Below are 17,012 nucleotides of genomic sequence, written 5' to 3'. Positions count from 1 at the left end.
GGCTCCGTGCAGGATCCGGCGCGAGACAGACGACAGAGGAAGCGGGGTGACGTCCGGGGTGGCCCAGACGCAGACAGAAGCCGCGGTGATGGCCCAGACCGCCGCGAAGTTCGACCAGGTCAACAACAACTTGACCGCGATGCTGAACAAGCTCATGTCGGAGCTCTCGGTGCTCCAGACGGCATGGGTCGGTCACGGCGGCAGGGCGTTCGGCTCGGTCAAGCACCAGTACCAGCGTGACCTGGCCCAGCTCAACCGGGCTCTGGCGGACACCGCCGAGGCGATCCGGACCTCGGGCGTCAGCTACGACAGCACCGACAGCTCGGCCGCCAGCGCGGTGACCAAGTCCGGTGGCGGCGGCTACGACCTGCCGCTCGAGAACTGACGGCGGGGGAGGATCAACCGATGAACGACGGTTTGCTGCGCGTGAACTTCGGTGCCCTGGCCCAGGCCGGCGCCGACATCCAGAAGGCTGTGAACGAGCTCGAGAACCAGCTCAGCCAGCTCGAGGCCGACGCTCGCCCGCTGGTCGCGACGTGGGAGGGCAAGGCGCAGGATGCGTACGCCCAGCGTCAGCACAAGTGGACCACCGCGTCCACCGACCTGAAGAACATCCTCCGCGACATCAAGATCGCGGTGGACCAGTCGGCGCAGGACTACGCGACGACGGAGAGCAACGCCGAGAAGCGTTTCACCCACTGATCCGTACGGTGCGGTCGGGTTGCCCTTCCCGGGGTGGCCCGGCCGTTTCCATCTTCTCGGAAGTGCGGATCCGGGTGTACGTGAGCCCGTCCTTTCGCTACCTGGAGTTACGGAACCGTCTCTCTGCGCGACCGTTGCGGCGGTTGTTTGCCTGGTTGGCTGTATCCACGCAGCCGCCCATTGTGATCGTGGCCTGACCTTGTAGGTTGTACGCGTTGAGGTGGCCCGTTCGCCGCGAAGGGAGAGGTGGACGTGACCGAGTGGGAACCGGCTACGGACGCCGAAGTCGCGATGCGCAACGCCCTGCGCACCGATGATCAGGAGTCCTACTTCCGCATTCTCGCCGGCGTCGACCTGCTGCTGCCCGTCTCCGCGGACGCTCTGGCCGGCCTCGAGCCGCTGGGGTGGGGCACGTGGAGCACCGGCGGCCGTACGCACGTGCTGGCCTTCACGTCCCCGTCGGCGCTGCAGGCCTGCCTGTCCGACTACACGGGTTCCGCGCGGCGCGTGCCGTACGCCGAACTGGCCGAGACCTGGCCGAACCTCGAATGGTGGCTGGCGGTCAACCCCGGCCTCCCGATCGAGGGTTACCTGCCGGCCTGGTTCGTCGCCCAGCTGAGCCGCGGTGATCTGCGGCTCCCCACGCGCGGACCGGCGCGGCAGAGCACCGGCCGGCTCAAGGACCTGCAGGCGGCGGCCATGGCGGCCAACGCGGCCGCGGCGCAGGGATATGCCTCGCCGGGGTCGGGCGGCCCGGTGTCCGGCGGTCACCTGTCCGGCGGCCCGGTGTCCGGTGGTTCGGCGAATGTCGGTTCGGTACCTGGCGGCCACCTGTCCGGCGATCCGGTGTCCGGTGGCCCGGTGCCCGCCGCTCATATGCCTGCCGGTCCCATGTCCGCCGGCCACATGTCGGGTCAGATGTCCGCTGGGCAGGTGACGGCTGGGCAGGTCTCGGGCGGTCCCGCATCGGTCGGCAACCGTCTGAGCGCGCCGGCCTCGAACGGTCCTGGAGCCTCGGCGCCCGGGGCTGTCGCCGCGGGGGCCGTCGGATTCGGGCCTGGTCAGCAGCCCGCTTCCGGTTCCACCCCGCCCGCACCCGGTCAGCCCGGGTCGTCCGCCGCCGGTCCGGTCGGTCCCGGCGGGCTTCCGGTCCGTACGCCGGGAGCGGTTCTGCCCAGCGGGCTGCCGTCCCGGGTCCCGGCGACACCACCCGGCATGGGTGGTGTGGGGGACACGTCCAGTTTCAGCGGTTTCGCGACCGGCGGTGGGCGCGCACCTCAGCAGGATCCCGGTGGGACGGCCACCCCTCCTGCGGCTTTCGCCGGGGGCGCCGTTCGACCCGCGACTCCGCCCTCGGCGGTACCGCCGGGGAGTGCGTTGGACGCGCTGGCCAGCAGGTCGGGTACGACACCGCCGCCCGCTGGTGGCAGCGCCCTCGACGCCCTGGGCAGCCGCGCGGCCGCCCCGACGACAGCCGCCCCGGCGACAACCGGCCCGGCGACAACCGGCCCGACGTCGGTCGTTCCGACGGCGGCCGCCACGGCGACAGCCGGCGCGGCACCGGGGAGCACAAAGGCGGACGGCAACGAGACCGGCGGCGACGAAGCTCTGCCTGCGTTGCAGCGGCCAAACGGTCCGCTTCCGACGCGTACGCCGATGGCGCAGACGCCGCCGCTACCCAGCCACCTCACGCCCGCCGAGCAAGCCGAGGCCGCCGCCCAGGCTGGAGCTGCCCCCGGAGCTGCCTCTCAGGCCGGTGCCGGCGCCCAGGCAGAAGCCGCCGAGCAGGCCGGTGCCGGCGCCCAGCCGGGAGCTGCCACTCAGGCCGGAGCCGCAGCTCAGGCCGGTGCGGGTCCGCAGCTGCCGCGCCGTCAGGTGACTCCTCCGTCCGAGCGGCCGTCCTCCATGGCGGCTGCCGCGCAGGCGCTGGCCGCGAGGGGCGAGGCCGGTGCCACGCCGTCGGACGGTCCGGCCCAGGGCGAGGCGCCGTCTTCCACCAACCTTGCCGCGGATCAGACCGCGCGGAACCTCGCGTCCGGCCAGACGTCCACCGCCGCTCCGAAGCCCAGCATCGCGCCCCCGGTCATCCCAGGCGCGGGTGGAGCGAACCGCGTGGGCGATGCGGGCCGCCCGGGCGATGCGGGCCGCGTAGGCGATGCCGGCCGCGTGGGCGATTCGATCCGTGCGGGCGACGCGAACCGCTCGGGCAGTGCGACCCGTTCGAGCGGCCCGATCGTGCCCGCCCCGGCTACCCGCCCCTCCCTCCCACCGACATCGGCGGGCCAGCCGACGGGCTTGCCGGCGGACCAGGGGGCGGACCACCGCCCGACAGGTCCGGCCGGCGCGACAGGCCTGGCCGGCCCCTCGGCGCCGGACAGCGCGACCCGTCCGGCAGGCAGCACGCCGGCGGAAGCAGCCGGCCACCCCGCAGAAACGCAGGCACCCGACGGCGCGACCGGCATGGGCCTCCCTCGGCGTTCTCCCACCCCGATCGCCGACCGCCCTGACCCCGCGGACGAACCGGCTGCCGCGCCGGCCTCGAGGTACGAGCAGGCCGGGCTCGACGCCACCGCGCGCATCGACCTCAGCGCCTCCACTGCGGGTGGTTGGCCGACTCGGGCCGGCGGGCCGGAGGTGGATGAGGACGATTTCATCCCGGCGAACGAGACCGAGCGCGACCTCTACCAGGCCACGATCGACCACAGCACCGACTCGTTCCTCTCCACTCTGCTGCTCGCCACGGTGCTCGTGCCGGTGGGCCCGCAATCGCGGCCGGGAAGTTCGCCCGGGGAGTCCGGGTTTGCGTTCCGTACCGAGGAGGTGGACGGGGAGCGGTATCTCGTCGTCTTCACGAGCCGGGACCGGCTGGGTGAGCATTACCTCGAGCCGGCCCGTACGGTTGCGGTCCGGTTCGTCGATCTGATCCGCAACTGGCCCGATCCGGCCTGGTCCTTCGCCGTGAACCCGGGCAGTGCCGTGGGCGCGCGGTACCCGGGACCGCAGGTCATCGCGCTGGCGAACTGGGCGATCGAGGCGGGGCTCGGTGGCGATCCCGTCGAGGTGCAGGCGGACAGTCCGAAGGCGTTGCCGCAGCGGGCGCATGAGACCGATGTGCGGCCCACGATGATGCAGAAGACCGTGCCGGTGGAGCAGATCGACTTCTACCTGGAGCGCGGGTACGACCGGGTTGCCGGGTTCGTGCACCGGGCCGCCGAGGTCGAGCATCTGCGGGTGCCGGGCGAGCTCTATGCGGCGCTCGGCCTGCTCTACGACGGGTCGCCCTATCAGGGCGATGCCAAGGAGGCGTACGTGCTCCGCTGGCCGGCTTACCGGCCCAGCCTCTACCGCATCCCGTACGGCGGGCAGAGCGAGCAGGCGCTGCGGGCCATGGACGGCTGGGTGATCGAGCGGCCGCCGTTCCGGGGCAACGGGTTCGCCCCCGGCGAGGGCAAGGACGTGATCGCCGAGTTCAAGGTGGACAGTGTGCGGCTGCCGCACGGTGCCCAGCTGTGGCGCCTCGACGGGAGCGGGGCCGAGCGGATCGTCGCGGTCTTCGACGCCGACGCTCCGATGTGGCGCAAGGTGGGAGAGGCCGATGCGTGACGGGTACGTCGTGACCTGGCACGGGCGCGAGTACGACGCCGCGCCCGACGGGGAGAACGTGCGGGTCTATTCGCCCGAGCCCGGCGACGGGTTCGAGGAGGTCCGGCCGGGTCGGTTCGTGCGGGTGCTCAAGCCCGGCGAGTACGGCGACCTTGTGTACGTGCGGACGACATGCTCGTGGCGGGGGCAGCCGTTCATCGTGCTCGCCGAGGCCGACAACTGGCTGCGGCTGGAGTACACGGGCGGCCGTGCCCCGATCGCCCGGTCGCTGGAGCTGGAGGAGTTCGACTTCGGGGTGTACCAGGGCTGGGCGCCGGCCCACGAGGTCTCCGAGCTCTACGAACACCGGGTCTGAGCGCCGGCCTGAGCCCGCGGATCAGGCCTTGAGCCAGCGCAGGATCTCGCCCGTCACCACGTCCGGCGCCTCCAGGTGGAGGAAGTGGCCGGCGTCCTCGATGAGGCGCCACTCGTACGGGGCGATGACGTACCGGCCCGAACCCTGGGCGGTGCGGGGCAGGACGGCTGTGTCCAGCGCGCCGTGCATCTGCAGGGTCGGGGTGGTCAGCGGCCGCTGCATGAGTTTCACGAAGCGGTAGCCCTGCAGCCGCAACGCCGACCGGAACACCCAGCGGTACGCCTCCAGCGCGCAGAACGCCGCCTGCGGGATCTGCATGGCTTCCCGGCATCGCGCGACGTAATCGCGGTATTCCGGCGTCTGCGTCCACTGGGGACCGCTCCAGCGCTCGATCAGCTCGCCGACGAGGGCGGCGTCGTCCCGGGTGAGGACGTGCTCGTAGCGGGGGACCTGGAACTTCAGCGTCGGGGCCGTCGCGGCGATCTGACCCCGCGGGTCGGCGAAGAGGGCCGCCCGCAGGCGCAGCGGGTGCGCCGCGCCGAGCACGACCAGGCGGCTGACCATCTTGGGGTGGAACGCCGCAGCCGTCCAGCCGATCATGCCGCCGGCGCCCGTACCGACGATCATCGCTGAGCGTTCGCCGAGGGCCCGGATCAGGCCGGTCACGTCGGCGGCCATGGTGTAGCCGTCGTAGCCGCGGGGCGGCTTGTCGCTGGCGCCGTACCCGCGCAGGTCCATGGCGACCGCCCGGAAACCCGCGTCGGCGAGCCGGGTCATGACGTCGTGCCAGGCCCACCAGTGCTCGGGGAAGCCGTGCAGCAGGAGCACGAGGGGTCCGGTGCCCGCCTCGACGACGTGGAAGCGGCTGCCGTTGGCGCCGACGAAACGGTGGGTCCAGGGACCCTCCGTGAGCACGCACGCCTCGTCCACCTGCGAAGTCATGCGCACCAGGGTACGGGCACCGGGCCATCCCGGGCCGCGCCGGTCAGCGCACGTGCTCCACGGCCAGCATCTGCACCGGCGTACCCGAGCCGCAGTCGATGCGCAGCCGGGCCGGGGTGAGGCGGACCCGGAGGTACTCGCCCTTCTTCAGCGCGGTGCCCGCGTCGGAGTAGACCGCGTACGGCTTGCCGTCGATGTCCACGAGCCCGTAGCAGGGCCCGGTGCCGCCCCGGGTGACCCAGCCCTCGGTCCATCCGGGGCTGCGTACGACGTCCGTGGGGGTCTTGGGGATGCCGCTGGGCCGTTTCGCGCCGGGAGGCGGCCCCGTGGGAACCGAGTTGAACGGGCCGGTGGGGGCGGCGCTGGGGGAGGCGCTGGGCGCTACTGAGGGGGATGCGGGGGCGGTGGACGGGGAGGCGCTGGGCGAGGAGGGCACGGAGATGCCGGTGTCCTCGGCCGGGGTGGATGAGCAGGCGGACAGGAACACGACGACCAGGGACGTTGCTGTGGCCGTACGGAAAAGGTTCATGAGATTTTGACCCGGGTTGAGCGTGGGTGGTTCCGCTCCGGTGGCGGAAAGGGTGACGCCCGGGGGCGCGGGGCCCCCGGGCGTCGGACGGTGCGGTGGATCAGGAGATGCGGATCTTCATCGAGGTGCCGTTCTGCGACAGCACCTTGATCTTCACGCCGACCGCGGGGAGCTTGACGCCGGCCCACGGGATCTCGTCGTAGAAGTACTTCTTGGTGTCGTCGAAGGTCGGCTGCGCGGCCTGACCCCGGATGTAGCTGGCCTTGCCGTTGACGTGCAGCGTGAAGGAGTCGGCCTTCTTCAGGCTGAACGGGGCGTCGTACAGCTGGATCCGGGCCCGCCAGGGCTGGCCCTCGAGGTTGTAGAACGGCGCCGGGTGGCTGTCGATGATCAGGTTACGACCGGAGCCGGGGTGCTCGTTGACGTTGTTGTCCGCCACCGACTGGTCGTTGTACGAGATCAGCAGGCCCTGCTGGTAGGCGAAGTGCTCCGCCCAGTCCGGTTTGGCCGGCCAGCCGAAGTTGTACGGGCCGGTCTTCAGGTACTTGTCGTACGACACGTAGCTGCGGTTGCCCGCGATGTAGAAGTTGTCGTAGTCCGCGGTGGTGCTCGCGCCGACGACGGTGAAGCCGCCGAGCGTCCACGCCGGGGTGCCCTCGGCGCCGTCGGTGGAGACGACGGTGTTGTTCACCTTGATGGTGAGGTCGTCGCCGAAGAAGCCGCCCTTGGAGACGCCACCGTCGGTCAGGTAGTGCAGGCGGACCTGCACCTTCTTGCCGGCGTACGCGTCCAGCGGGACGTGGATGTCCTTCCAGGCGCCACCGCTGGTGCCGGTGATCGCCGGACGGCCCGGGTTGCCGCCGTCGGTGCCGAACGGCGTGCCGCCCACGGTGCCGTTGACCGCGGTCCAGTTGGCGCCGTTGTCCTGCGATACCTCGACGTAGAGGTAGTCGTAGCCCTCTTCGATCGAGTAGCGGCCCTTGAGGTCGAACGCGCCCGAGGTCGCGCCGGTCAGGTCGACCGTCGTGCTCAGCGAGGTGTTGAGCCCGTCGTCGTTGCCGGAGAAGTACTGCTTGGTGCCCGCGAACGGGGCGCCGAGGTCGGTGGTGACCTCCTTGTCCGGCAGCACCACGACGACGCCCTGCGCCTTGGCGGTGTTGTACTCCTGCGGGCCGAGGTTCAGGGTCTTCTTCTGACCCGCGACGACGGTCTCGTAGTCCAGCCAGCCGAGCTGCAGCTTGTTCCAGGCGCCGATGTCACCCGGGCGCGAACCGAGGGGCTCGCCCGCGCCGGAGAGACGGCTCTGCGCCATGAGCGTCCAGAACTCGCTGTTGTTGTTCAGGCCGCCGCTGGTGTCGTAGTCGTCCGGCAGACCGAGGTCGTGGCCGTACTCGTGCGCGAACACGCTCAGGCCGCCGTTCTCCGGCTGCATGGTGTAGTCGGAGATCCAGACACCGGTGTTGCCGATCTGCTGGCCGCCGTACTTGTTGTACGAGGGGCCGTCGCTGCCGACCGTGTTCAGGTACGCGTTCCAGCGGTGCGCCCAGATGGCGTCCTCACCCTGCTGCGGGTCGCCGTCGGACTGGTCGCCGCCGGCGTGGACGATCTGGAAGTGGTCGATGTAGCCGTCGGACTCGTTGAAGTCGCCGTCACCGTCGTAGTCGTTGCGGTCCCACTGGTCGAACTGCTTGACCTCGGCGGCGATCTGCGCGTCGGTGCGACCGGCGGCCTTGCGCTCGGCGACCCACTTGTTCACGGCGTCCGTGATGAGCGCCCAGGCGTTGGTGTCGGTGCAGAGGCCGTTGACGTCGCAGTCGCGGCCGTAACGGGCTTCGTTGTACGGCACCTTGACCCAGTCGGAGACCTCGCCCTCGACGCTGTAGCGCCCGGACGACTGCGTCTCGTAGTAGGTCTTCAGCGACTCGACGTTCTTGCCCTTGCCGAAGTACAGGTCCTCGTAGTGCTTCTTGTTGTAGTCCGGCTGCCAGACCGTGGTGTTGTCCTTGGAGCGGTCCGGCTGCGGGATCTTGTTGTGCAGCGGGCCCTCGAAGGTCGTGGGGCCGGGGGTGTCCGGGTCGCTGTCGACGTCCGGGTAGTTCGGGTGCCGCTGGTTACCGAACTCCGCCAGGATCACGAAGATCTTGTCGGTGCGCTCGTTGCTGAGCTCGACGTACTGGTCCTGGCCGGACGCCTTGACAGTGCGGTCGTTCAGGCCGCCGCCACGGGTCTTGCCGATCTTCGCAACGGTGCTGCCGCCGCGTCGCTGCGTCTTGATGTCGCCCTTCAGGACGCCGTTGATGGCTTCCTGGCGCAGCTCGCGGCGCTTGTCCTCGACCGGGTTGGGGAGGTCGTCCATCGCGGCCCGCTTGCTGGCCGCCGGTGTCGGCTCCACCGGGGGCGCCGCCTGGGCCACGGTGGGGAGTGAGATCCCGACACCGGTCACCATCGCGGCGCCGAGTAGTCCCACGACTACTTTGCGCACTACGTACCTCCGTCGACGTGCCCGAAACGCTGTCGTGCAGCGGCTCGGCGTGCAGACGCCCCGGATTCGGGGCCTAGGTGAACGTATGCAAAAAGAGAGATGCGTGGAAGTCCCCGGGATCAATTCTTTATGCGAAAACAAAGAGCGGCGCCCGGGACAAATCCCGGGCGCCGCCGTTATGTCCGGTTCAGCTGATGCGGACCTTCATCGAGGTGCCGTTCACGTCGACAACCTTGATCTTCACGCCGACGGCCGGGAGCTTGACGCCCTGGTTCGGCAGCTCGTCGTAGAAGTACTTCTTGGTGTCGTCGAACAGCGGCTGCGCGGCCTGGCCCCGGATGTAGCTGGGCTTGCCGTTGATGTGCAGCGTGAACGAATCGGCCTTCTTGAGGCTGAACGGGGCGTCGTACACCTGGATGCGGGCCCGCCACGGCAGCCCCTCCAGGTTGTAGAACGGCGCCGGGTGCGCGTCGATGATCAGGTTGCGGCCCGTGCCCGGGTGCACGTTGGTGTTGTTGTCGACCTGCGACGTGTCCCAGTACGAGACCAGCAGACCCTCCTGGTAGGAGTAGTGGTCCACCTTGTCCGGCAGCGTCGGCAGGTAGCCGAAGAAGTACGGGCCGGTCTTGAGGTACTGGTCGTACGACACGTAGCTGCGGTGCCCGGCGATGTAGAAGTTGTCGAACTCCTCGGTCGAGGTGGCCCCGACGATCGAGAAGCCGTCCATCGTCCACGTGGTGTCGCCCTCGGCACCGTCGGCCAGCACGGTCGCGCCGTCCGCCGTGATGGTGAGGTCGTCACCGAAGAAGCCGCCCTCGGCCACGCCACCGTCGGTGAGGTAGTGCAGGCGGAAGGTGATCTTCTTGCCGGCGTACGCGTTCAGCGGCACCGCGATGTCCGCCCACTCGCCGCCGGTGCTGCCGGTCAGCGCGGGGGTGTTGCTGGCGTCGCGGGGCAGCGGCGCGCCGTTCTGCGTGCCGTCCAGGCGGGTCCAGGTGGCCCCGTTGTCCGTCGACGCCTCGAAGTACAGGTAGTCGTAGTCCTGCTCGATGTCGTACCGGCCCTTGAGCGTGACCGCCGCGGTGGTCTTGCCGGTCAGGTCGATGTCGTGCGACAGCGAGTTGTTCAGGTCGTCGGCGTTGCCCGAGAAGAACTGGCCCTCACCGGCGAACGGAGCGCCCAGATCGGTGGTGACCTCCTTGTCCGGCAGCACCACCACGACGCCCTGCGCCTTGTCGGTGTTGTACTCCTGCGGACCGAGGTTCAGCGTCTTCTGCTGACCGGCCACGACGGTCTCGTAGTCGAACCAGCCGAGCTGCAGCTTGTTCCACGCGCCGAGGTCGCCGGGGCGGGTGCCGATGGCCTGGTCGCCCGCCGCGCTGAGCCGGCTCTGGGCCATCAGGGTCCAGTGCTCGTTGTTGTTGTCGCCCCGGCCCGAGGTGTCGTAGTCGTCCGGCAGGCCCAGGTCGTGCGTGTACTCGTGCACGAAGACGCTCAGGCCGCCGTTCTCCGGCTGGATGGTGTAGTCGCCGATCCAGATGCCGGTGTTGCCGATCTGGGTGCCGCCGAGCAGGTTGTTCGACGGACCGGTGCGGCCCTGGTCGGTGCCGTACGCGTACCAGCGGTGGCTCCAGATGGCGTCCTCGCCCTGCTGCGGGTCACCGTCGGCCTGGTCGCCGCCGGCGTGGACGATCTGGAAGTGGTCGATGTAGCCGTCGGGCTCGTTGAAGTCGCCGTCGTTGTCGAAGTCGTACCGGTCGTACTGGTCGAACGACTTCATGTCCGCGGCTACCTGCGCGTCCGTACGCCCGGCCGCCTTCTGGTCCGCCACCCACTGGTTGGCGGCGTCCCGGACCAGCGCCCAGGTGTTGTTGCAGACGTGGCTGCCGCAGAAGTCGCGGCCGTACCGGGCCTCGTTGTAGTTGACCTTGACCCAGTCGGTGACCTCGCCGTCGACGCTGTAGCGCCCGGACGACTGGGTCTCGAAGTAGGTCTTCACCGACTCCTTGCCCGCGCCCTCACCGAAGTACAGGTCACGGTAGTGCTCGGCGTTGTAGTCCGGCTGCCACACCGTCGAGTTGTCCACCGAGCGGTTGGGCGCGGGGATCTTGTTGTGCAGCGGGCCGTTGAACGTGGTGGGCCCGGGCGTCGCCGGGTCGCTGTCCACGTCGGGGTAGCTGGGGTGCCGCTGGTCGCCGAACTCGGCCAGGATCACGAAGATCCGGTCGGTCCGCTCGCGGCCGAGCTCGACATACTGGTCGGTGCCGGACTTGGCAACCTTGCGGTTGGTCACGCCGGAACCCTGGGTGCGGCCGACCTTGACGACCGTGCTGCCGTTCCGCTTGATCGGCTTCGCCTTGCCGCTGACGACGTCGGCGACGGCCTCCTGGCGGAGGGCGCGACGCTTCTCCTCCAGCGGGTTGGGCAGATCGTCCAATGGTGCCGCACCGGTCTTGGCCACCGGCGCTGGATCGACCGGCGGTGCAGCGAGGGCGCCGTTCGGGAGCATCATCCCGACACTGGTCGCCATCGCGGCGCCGAGCAGTCCCACGACCACCTTGCGCACTACGTTTACCTCCGTTGGCATGACCGCGCGCTGTCGTGCAGCGACGGCGGTGAACCGCCCCGGATTCGAGGCTCAGGTGAACGTATGCAACTACACCGATGCGTCGGAAGGGGTGACACGAATTGTTCGGCGATGGTTACGCATTATGGATCTTGCATAATGCAAGAACCGGCAAAAGGTCGAAAATGGACCGTAGCCATGAAACGGCGGCAGATCCCTACGATCGCAGATCTGCCGCCATTCATAGACGATTATCTCAGTCTTCGGACTTGGACCCCTGCATGCCCGACGAGATCAGGTCCATCACGGTCGAGTCCTGCAGCGTCGTGACGTCGCCCAGCGACCGGTTCTCGGCCACGTCGCGCAGCAACCGCCGCATGATCTTGCCGGATCGGGTCTTGGGCAGTTCGGCGACGAGCATGATCTGCCGCGGCTTCGCGATCGGGCCTAGCTTCTTCGCCACGTGGTTGCGCAGATCCTGGATGAGCTTCTCGCCCGCGTCGCCGGCGGTGTCCACATTGCCGCGCGGGATCGTGAACGCGACGATGGCCTGGCCGGTCGTCGGGTCGGTCGCGCCCACGACCGCCGCCTCGGCCACCGACGGGTGCGACACCAGGGCCGACTCCACCTCGGTGGTGGAGATGTTGTGCCCGGACACCAGCATCACGTCGTCGACCCGGCCGAGCAGCCAGAGCGCGCCGTCCTCGTCCTTCTTGGCGCCGTCGCCCGCGAAGTAGATCCACTCGTCGCCCGTGCCGGCGCCCTTGCCGAAGCGCGACCAGTACGTGTCGATGAAGCGCTGGTCGTCACCCCAGATCGTGCGCAGCATCGACGGCCACGGCTCGCGCAGCACCAGGAAGCCGCCGCCACCGTCCGGCACCGACTCCGCCTGGTCGTCCACGACGTCCGCCGAGATGCCCGGCAGCGGGGTCATGGCCGAGCCCGGCTTGGTGCTCGTGACGCCCGGCAGCGGGGAGATCATGATGCCGCCGGTCTCCGTCTGCCACCACGTGTCGACGATCGGGCAGGAGTCGTGGCCCACGTTCGCCCGGTACCACATCCAGGCCTCGGGGTTGATCGGCTCGCCGACGCTGCCCAGGAGGCGCAGCGAGGAGAGGTCGTACTTGGCCGGGATGTCGTCGCCCCACTTCATCATCGTGCGGATGAGGGTGGGCGCGGTGTAGAGGATCGTCACCTTGTACTTGTCGACGATCTCCCAGAACCGTCCCTTGTGGGGGGTGTCCGGGGTGCCCTCGTACATGATCTGGGTGGCGCCGTTGGAGAGCGGGCCGTAGACGATGTACGAGTGCCCGGTGACCCAGCCGATGTCGGCGGTGCACCAGAAGACGTCGGTCTCCGGCTTGAGGTCGAAGACCGCGTTGTACGTGTACGACACCTGGGTCAGGTAGCCGCCGGTGGTGTGCAGGATGCCCTTCGGCTTACCGGTCGTGCCCGAGGTGTAGAGGATGAACAGCGGGTGCTCGGAGTCGAACGCCTTCGGCTCGTGCTTCTCGCTCGCCTGCTCGACCGTCTCGTGCCACCACAGGTCCTTCTCGCCCCACGTGACGTCCTCGCCCGTACGGCGGACCACCAGCACGTGCTCGATGCTCGGGCACTGCGCGACGGCCTCGTCCACGGTCGGCTTCAGGGCCGACGGCTTGCCCCGGCGGTAACCGCCGTCGGCGGTGATCACGACCTTCGCGTCGGCGTCCTGGATGCGGGTGGCCAGGGCGTCGACGGAGAAGCCGCCGAAGACCACGCTGTGCAGCGCGCCGATCCGGGCGCAGGCCAGCATCGCGACCGCCGCCTCGGGGATCATCGGCAGGTAGATCGCCACCCGGTCGCCGGCCGTGACGCCCAGCTCGGTCAGGGTGTTCGCCGCCTGGCTGACGCTCTTGAGCAGGTCGGCGTACGTGATGGAGCGGGTGTCGCCGGGCTCGCCCTCCCAGTGGATCGCGACCTTGTCGCCCAGGCCGGCCTCGACGTGCCGGTCCACGCAGTTGTACGCGATGTTGAGCTCGCCGCCGACGAACCACTTGGCGAACGGCGGGTTCGACCAGTCGAGCGTCTGCTCCCACCGCTTGGCCCAGGTCAGGCGTTCGGCCTGCTGCTCCCAGAAACCCAGCCGGTCGGCGGTGGCCCGCTCGTAGGCCTCGGCCTTGACGTTCGCCTCGGCGGCCAGCGCGGCCGGCGGCGGGAACTGCCGCGTCTCCGAATACAGGTTCTCCAGCGTCTCACTCATGAGGGCGGCTCCTCTGCCGTGACCGGTCTCTCTTGGGTTGAACAGTAGTTCTGCCCGGTGCGCCGGGGCGAGAGCTGCAAGCCGTACCGCCCTCCTGCCGCGCCGAGTGGCAGGGCGTGCGCGCCGACCGGGCAGTACGTGCTCGGTACTGCGCGAATCTTGCCACTTCCGAGCCCGTATGCGCAGCCCATGTTTCGCGTGTTTTTCACGGATACGGTAGGCGCGTGACGAACGATCCCCTGGCTCCGCTGCTCGCGCTCGCCGACGTGGAGGACGCTCTGGCCGACGCCCGAGCCAAGGTCGACACCGCCATGCGGCACCGGGCGCTGCGCCGCAACGGGGGCCAGGTGGCCGCCGAGGTGGGACTGCGAGCGGCCGTCGCCAGTGCCGCGCTGGAGGAGCACCGCCACGACCTCGCGGCCGTACGCGCCGGCACGGTCACCGACCCGGTCGTGCAGGGCGCGCTGCGGGTCTCCGAGGCGCTCGGCGGGCTGGTCGACCTCTGGCCGCGCGCACCGCGTCAGGTGCTTGCGCGGCTGCACGTGCTGGCCGCGCGGGGTGCGGTGGCCGACGCGGATCTCGGCCGGCTGACCTCCGGCGCCGAGCGGATCGACGCCCTCGCCGGCCTGGTCGCCGGCAACGAGCGGACACCGCCGCTGCTGCTGGCCGCGATCGTGCACGCCGAACTGCTGACGCTGCGACCGTTCGCCGGCCCGGCGGGTGTGGTCGCGCGGGCCGCCGCCCGGCTCACCCTGGTCGCCCGCGGCTTCGACCCGCGCGGGCTCGTCGCCGTCGAGCAGGGCCACCTCGACCGTGAGCCGGAGTACGTGGGTGCGTCGGGCGCCTACGCCACCGGCACGCCCGACGGCCTGCGCTCCTGGCTCCGGCACTACGCGGCGGCGGTCTCGGCGGGCGCCGAGCACCTGACGCAGATCTCGGACGAGGTGCTGGCACCTTCGGGCAAGTAGACCATCGCCCGGTCGGTCCTCATCTGCATCGAAGGGCGAAAAGCCGGATTCATCCCTGCGCGGGTTGGCATACTCGTTCGGGTGGGAGTGGACTGGGTTCGGCCCTATTCGCCCGGAGTCGGCCGGTGGCTCGTCATCGGCTGGGAGGCCGTCGCGTTCGCCCTGCTCGGCTGGGCCAGCGTCGGCCTGTTCGAGGTCGAGGGCAACGGGATCACGTACCTTGCCATGGCGCTCGCGGCGCTCTGGGTGGTCGGCGGCTGGCGCATCCTCGAGATGGGCGTCTACGTGGGCCCCGACGGGCTGCAGATCCGCGGGCTGCTGCGGTCACGCCGGCTGTCCTGGGACGAGATCGCGCACGTCCGGCTGCACCGGCACACCAACAAGCTGGGGCGGTGGGAGATCGAGGGCGGGATGACCGTGCTCATCGAGCGCCGCGACGGCTCCACGGTCAACACCGAGCTGTGGGCGCAGGGTGTCGACTTCCACAACCGGCCACACCTGTTCCGCGAGGTCTACCACGACCTGCGCAACCGCCACCTGCAAGCCAAAGCGGCCGCAGCGTAGGCGGCTGGCACAGAGCGGCTGACCACAAGGACGGCTGACCACAAGGACGGCTGGACATAAGGACGGCTGGACATAAGGACGGCGCCTCGCATCCGAGGCGCCGTCGCTTGCGCGTCCGACCGGGTTATCAAGCGTGCACCTGGGTCGTTGTCGACAGTCCCGCCGGAATCCGGTGGGTCCCGCCGCAACGTGCCTGCCGTGGCTGATCGCGCGTGGGTTCCCGGTGGCCGTGCACGGAACCTGATGTCATCAAGGTCCGCGTGTTCTTTCTACGCCCCGCCGCCCTTGATCGCCAGGGTGAAAGCTACTTTGTGTGATTGGTCAGACGCTTCCGCGTGACCGTCGTCTATGCCGCCTTCTATGCCAGAGCAGCCCGGGTGCGGCGGTGCCGGCCGTACAGCGCGATGCCGATCGCCACTCCGACGCCCACCCCGAGCGCCGCGGCGGCCACCGGCACCGCGGGGCGTTCCCGCAGCCTGCGGCCCAGCGGCACCGGGTGCCGGAACTCGAGCACCGGCCACGACCGCTCCAGCGCGACGCGGCGCAGCGCGCGATCCGGGTTCACCACGCTCGGACGTCCCACGGCCTCGAGGAGCGGCAGATCGCTGCTGGAGTCCGAGTAGGCGTAACACTCCGCAAGGTCGTACCCGCGCTCGTCGGCCAGCTCACGCACCCCCGCGACCTTGCTCGGGCCGGCCGCGTAGAACTCCACCTCGCCGCTGTAGCGCCCGTCCACGATCCCCATCCGCGTGGCGATCACGTCGGTGACCCCGAGCAGTTCGCCGATCGGGCGCACCATCTCGTCGCCGGACGCCGACACCAGCACGACGTCGCGCCCGGCCGCCTGGTGCTCGCCGATCAGGACGGCGGCCTCGGCGTACACGTACGGATTGATCAGCTCCTGCAGGGTCTCCGCGACGATCTGCTGAACCTGCTCGACGCGCCAGCCCTTGCACAGCGCGGCCAGGTAGTCCCGGGTGCGGGCCATGGTCTGCTCGTCGGTGCCGCCCAGCCGGAACATCAACTGCGCGTAAGCGGACTTCACCACGTCGCGGCGGCTGATCAGCCCATCACGGTAGAAAGGCCGTCCGAAGGCCAGCGCGCTGGACTTGGCAATGACGGTCTTGTCGAGATCGAAGAACGCGGCACTCTGGCCCACGGGCCGAAAGTGTAGCCGCAAGACGCACCGATTTCCGGTGACGGTGGGTACTCGACGGTGAGCCGCTGCTGAGGCATGCTTGTGTTGCGACTGGGATTCATGTTGTTACTGAGTGATTTTGTTACTGAGTGATGTTGTAGCTGAGTGACGCTGTAGCTGACGGTCGCGTTCCACCCCCGAAGGCTCTCGGTGGTTGCGCCCCCCGCGATCACCGAGCCGATTCGGCTCGACCCCCCCGGAGCCGAATCCTCGGACGGCCCCCGTCACCCCCGACGGGGGTCGTTCCCTTTTCAGGTACGGCCACAGCCAGGCCGACGACGCACACGCGAAGCGACCATCCGGGCGGGAGTTGTGGTCCAGCCCCACGGGTCCCGCCCTGCGGTCAGGTTCCCGTCGCCTGGCTCAGATCGGCGGACTGCCCGTCCTCCATGCCGAACAGCTCGCACAGGCCCGTCACCGAGAGCACCCGCCGGAAGCTGGGGCTGGGGTTCGTCACCACGAACCGGGTCCGGGCCTCGGTGGCCGCACGGTAGCCCTCGATCAGCGCGCCGAGCCCCGTCGAGTCGATGAAGGAGGCGTCGGTGAGATCGATGCGGACCTCGGCCGGCGACCCGTGGGACACGGCGTCGCGGATCCCCTGAGCGACCTCGTCGGCGCTGGAGAAGTCGATCTCACCCTGGACGGTCACCAGGGCGGTGCCGTCCTCGCCGAGCACGCTCCGGATCGCGTTCTGCATGCCAACTCCATCGGTCGGGTCGGCACCAACATACCCAACCCCTGGCGTGCCCACTCGTCGTAGCAGATCCGCCCGTCGACCACGGGTTTTCCACAGGTCCACAAGTTATCCACAGGCTGTCCGTCCCCGGTTGAGCGGGCCTGCCGCCGACCGCCACGGTGATG

The 17,012-nt window shown here is 69.7% G+C and carries 13 protein-coding genes; 6 read left to right on the top strand and 7 right to left on the bottom strand.

What is annotated here, in order from left to right; genetic code table 11:
- The first annotated feature begins 46 nt into the window (after window positions 1-46).
- From IT780_RS15505 to IT780_RS15485, 4 genes are all read left to right on the top strand, one after another.
- Window positions 47-385, top strand: a complete 339-nt coding sequence (locus tag IT780_RS15505) for a WXG100 family type VII secretion target (RefSeq protein WP_307831205.1) — start codon at window positions 47-49, stop codon at window positions 383-385.
- A gap of 20 nt (window positions 386-405) precedes the next feature.
- Complete coding sequence (locus IT780_RS15500; RefSeq protein ID WP_199512236.1) at window positions 406-702, top strand: WXG100 family type VII secretion target; 297 nt, start codon at window positions 406-408, stop codon at window positions 700-702.
- Window positions 703-954: 252 nt separating this feature from the next.
- The gene (locus IT780_RS41870) at window positions 955-4,305 is read left to right on the top strand and encodes an SseB family protein (protein ID WP_307831204.1); all 3,351 of its coding nucleotides are present in this window, start codon (window positions 955-957) and stop codon (window positions 4,303-4,305) included.
- Complete coding sequence (locus IT780_RS15485; RefSeq protein WP_199512235.1) at window positions 4,298-4,660, top strand: UCP033725 family protein; 363 nt, start codon at window positions 4,298-4,300, stop codon at window positions 4,658-4,660. The genes IT780_RS41870 and IT780_RS15485 overlap by 8 nt, the downstream gene beginning before the upstream one ends.
- A gap of 21 nt (window positions 4,661-4,681) precedes the next feature.
- Here IT780_RS15485 and IT780_RS15480 read toward each other — a convergent pair whose 3' ends face one another.
- From IT780_RS15480 to acs, 5 genes are all read right to left on the bottom strand, one after another.
- The gene (locus IT780_RS15480; protein ID WP_199512234.1) at window positions 4,682-5,602 is read right to left on the bottom strand and encodes an alpha/beta fold hydrolase; all 921 of its coding nucleotides are present in this window, start codon (window positions 5,600-5,602) and stop codon (window positions 4,682-4,684) included.
- A 43-nt stretch (window positions 5,603-5,645) separates the two neighbouring features.
- Entirely contained in the window at window positions 5,646-6,131 is a 486-nt protein-coding gene (locus IT780_RS15475) for a hypothetical protein (RefSeq protein WP_199512233.1), read from the bottom strand.
- A 100-nt stretch (window positions 6,132-6,231) separates the two neighbouring features.
- Window positions 6,232-8,598: an immune inhibitor A domain-containing protein gene (locus IT780_RS15470; protein ID WP_372443700.1), complete on the bottom strand. Its 2,367-nt coding sequence runs from the start codon at window positions 8,596-8,598 to the stop codon at window positions 6,232-6,234.
- A gap of 202 nt (window positions 8,599-8,800) precedes the next feature.
- On the bottom strand, window positions 8,801-11,164 hold the full coding sequence (locus IT780_RS15465; RefSeq protein WP_199512370.1) for an immune inhibitor A domain-containing protein: 2,364 nt from the start codon (window positions 11,162-11,164) through the stop codon (window positions 8,801-8,803).
- 271 nt (window positions 11,165-11,435) lie between these two features.
- Window positions 11,436-13,421: an acetate--CoA ligase gene (acs, locus tag IT780_RS15460; protein WP_199512231.1), complete on the bottom strand. Its 1,986-nt coding sequence runs from the start codon at window positions 13,419-13,421 to the stop codon at window positions 11,436-11,438.
- Window positions 13,422-13,645: 224 nt separating this feature from the next.
- On the opposite strand from acs, the gene IT780_RS15455 reads away from it, so the two are divergent.
- Both IT780_RS15455 and IT780_RS43115 read left to right on the top strand, forming a co-directional pair.
- Window positions 13,646-14,389 carry a Fic family protein gene (locus IT780_RS15455; protein WP_199512230.1) on the top strand — a complete coding sequence of 248 codons (744 nt, stop codon included), beginning with the start codon at window positions 13,646-13,648 and terminating at the stop codon, window positions 14,387-14,389.
- 81 nt (window positions 14,390-14,470) lie between these two features.
- The gene (locus tag IT780_RS43115; protein ID WP_199512229.1) at window positions 14,471-14,953 is read left to right on the top strand and encodes a PH domain-containing protein; all 483 of its coding nucleotides are present in this window, start codon (window positions 14,471-14,473) and stop codon (window positions 14,951-14,953) included.
- 358 nt (window positions 14,954-15,311) lie between these two features.
- On the opposite strand, the gene IT780_RS15445 is transcribed toward IT780_RS43115, so the two are convergent.
- Both IT780_RS15445 and IT780_RS15440 read right to left on the bottom strand, forming a co-directional pair.
- Entirely contained in the window at window positions 15,312-16,112 is an 801-nt protein-coding gene (locus IT780_RS15445; RefSeq protein WP_199512228.1) for an HAD family hydrolase, read from the bottom strand.
- Between the two features lie 382 nt (window positions 16,113-16,494).
- Window positions 16,495-16,848: an STAS domain-containing protein gene (locus tag IT780_RS15440; protein WP_199512227.1), complete on the bottom strand. Its 354-nt coding sequence runs from the start codon at window positions 16,846-16,848 to the stop codon at window positions 16,495-16,497.
- Window positions 16,849-17,012 lie beyond the last annotated feature (164 nt).

This window comes from Nucisporomicrobium flavum (genome assembly GCF_016464385.1).
Lineage (GTDB): Bacteria > Actinomycetota > Actinomycetes > Mycobacteriales > Micromonosporaceae > Actinoplanes > Actinoplanes flavus_A.
Note: the sequence above shows the minus strand (reverse complement) of the source record. Positions and strands in the feature narration are given on the sequence as shown.

What these genes read in the sequence shown, in the direction of transcription:
- IT780_RS15500 (WP_199512236.1), top strand. Translation starts at nt 406, where the DNA reads ATGAACGACGGTTTGCTGCGCGTGAACTTCGGTGCCCTGGCCCAGGCC.
- IT780_RS15485 (WP_199512235.1), top strand. Translation starts at nt 4,298, where the DNA reads ATGCGTGACGGGTACGTCGTGACCTGGCACGGGCGCGAGTACGACGCC.
- IT780_RS15480 (WP_199512234.1), bottom strand. Translation starts at nt 5,602, where the DNA reads ATGACTTCGCAGGTGGACGAGGCGTGCGTGCTCACGGAGGGTCCCTGG.
- IT780_RS15475 (WP_199512233.1), bottom strand. Translation starts at nt 6,131, where the DNA reads ATGAACCTTTTCCGTACGGCCACAGCAACGTCCCTGGTCGTCGTGTTC.
- acs (WP_199512231.1), bottom strand. Translation starts at nt 13,421, where the DNA reads ATGAGTGAGACGCTGGAGAACCTGTATTCGGAGACGCGGCAGTTCCCG.
- IT780_RS15440 (WP_199512227.1), bottom strand. Translation starts at nt 16,848, where the DNA reads ATGCAGAACGCGATCCGGAGCGTGCTCGGCGAGGACGGCACCGCCCTG.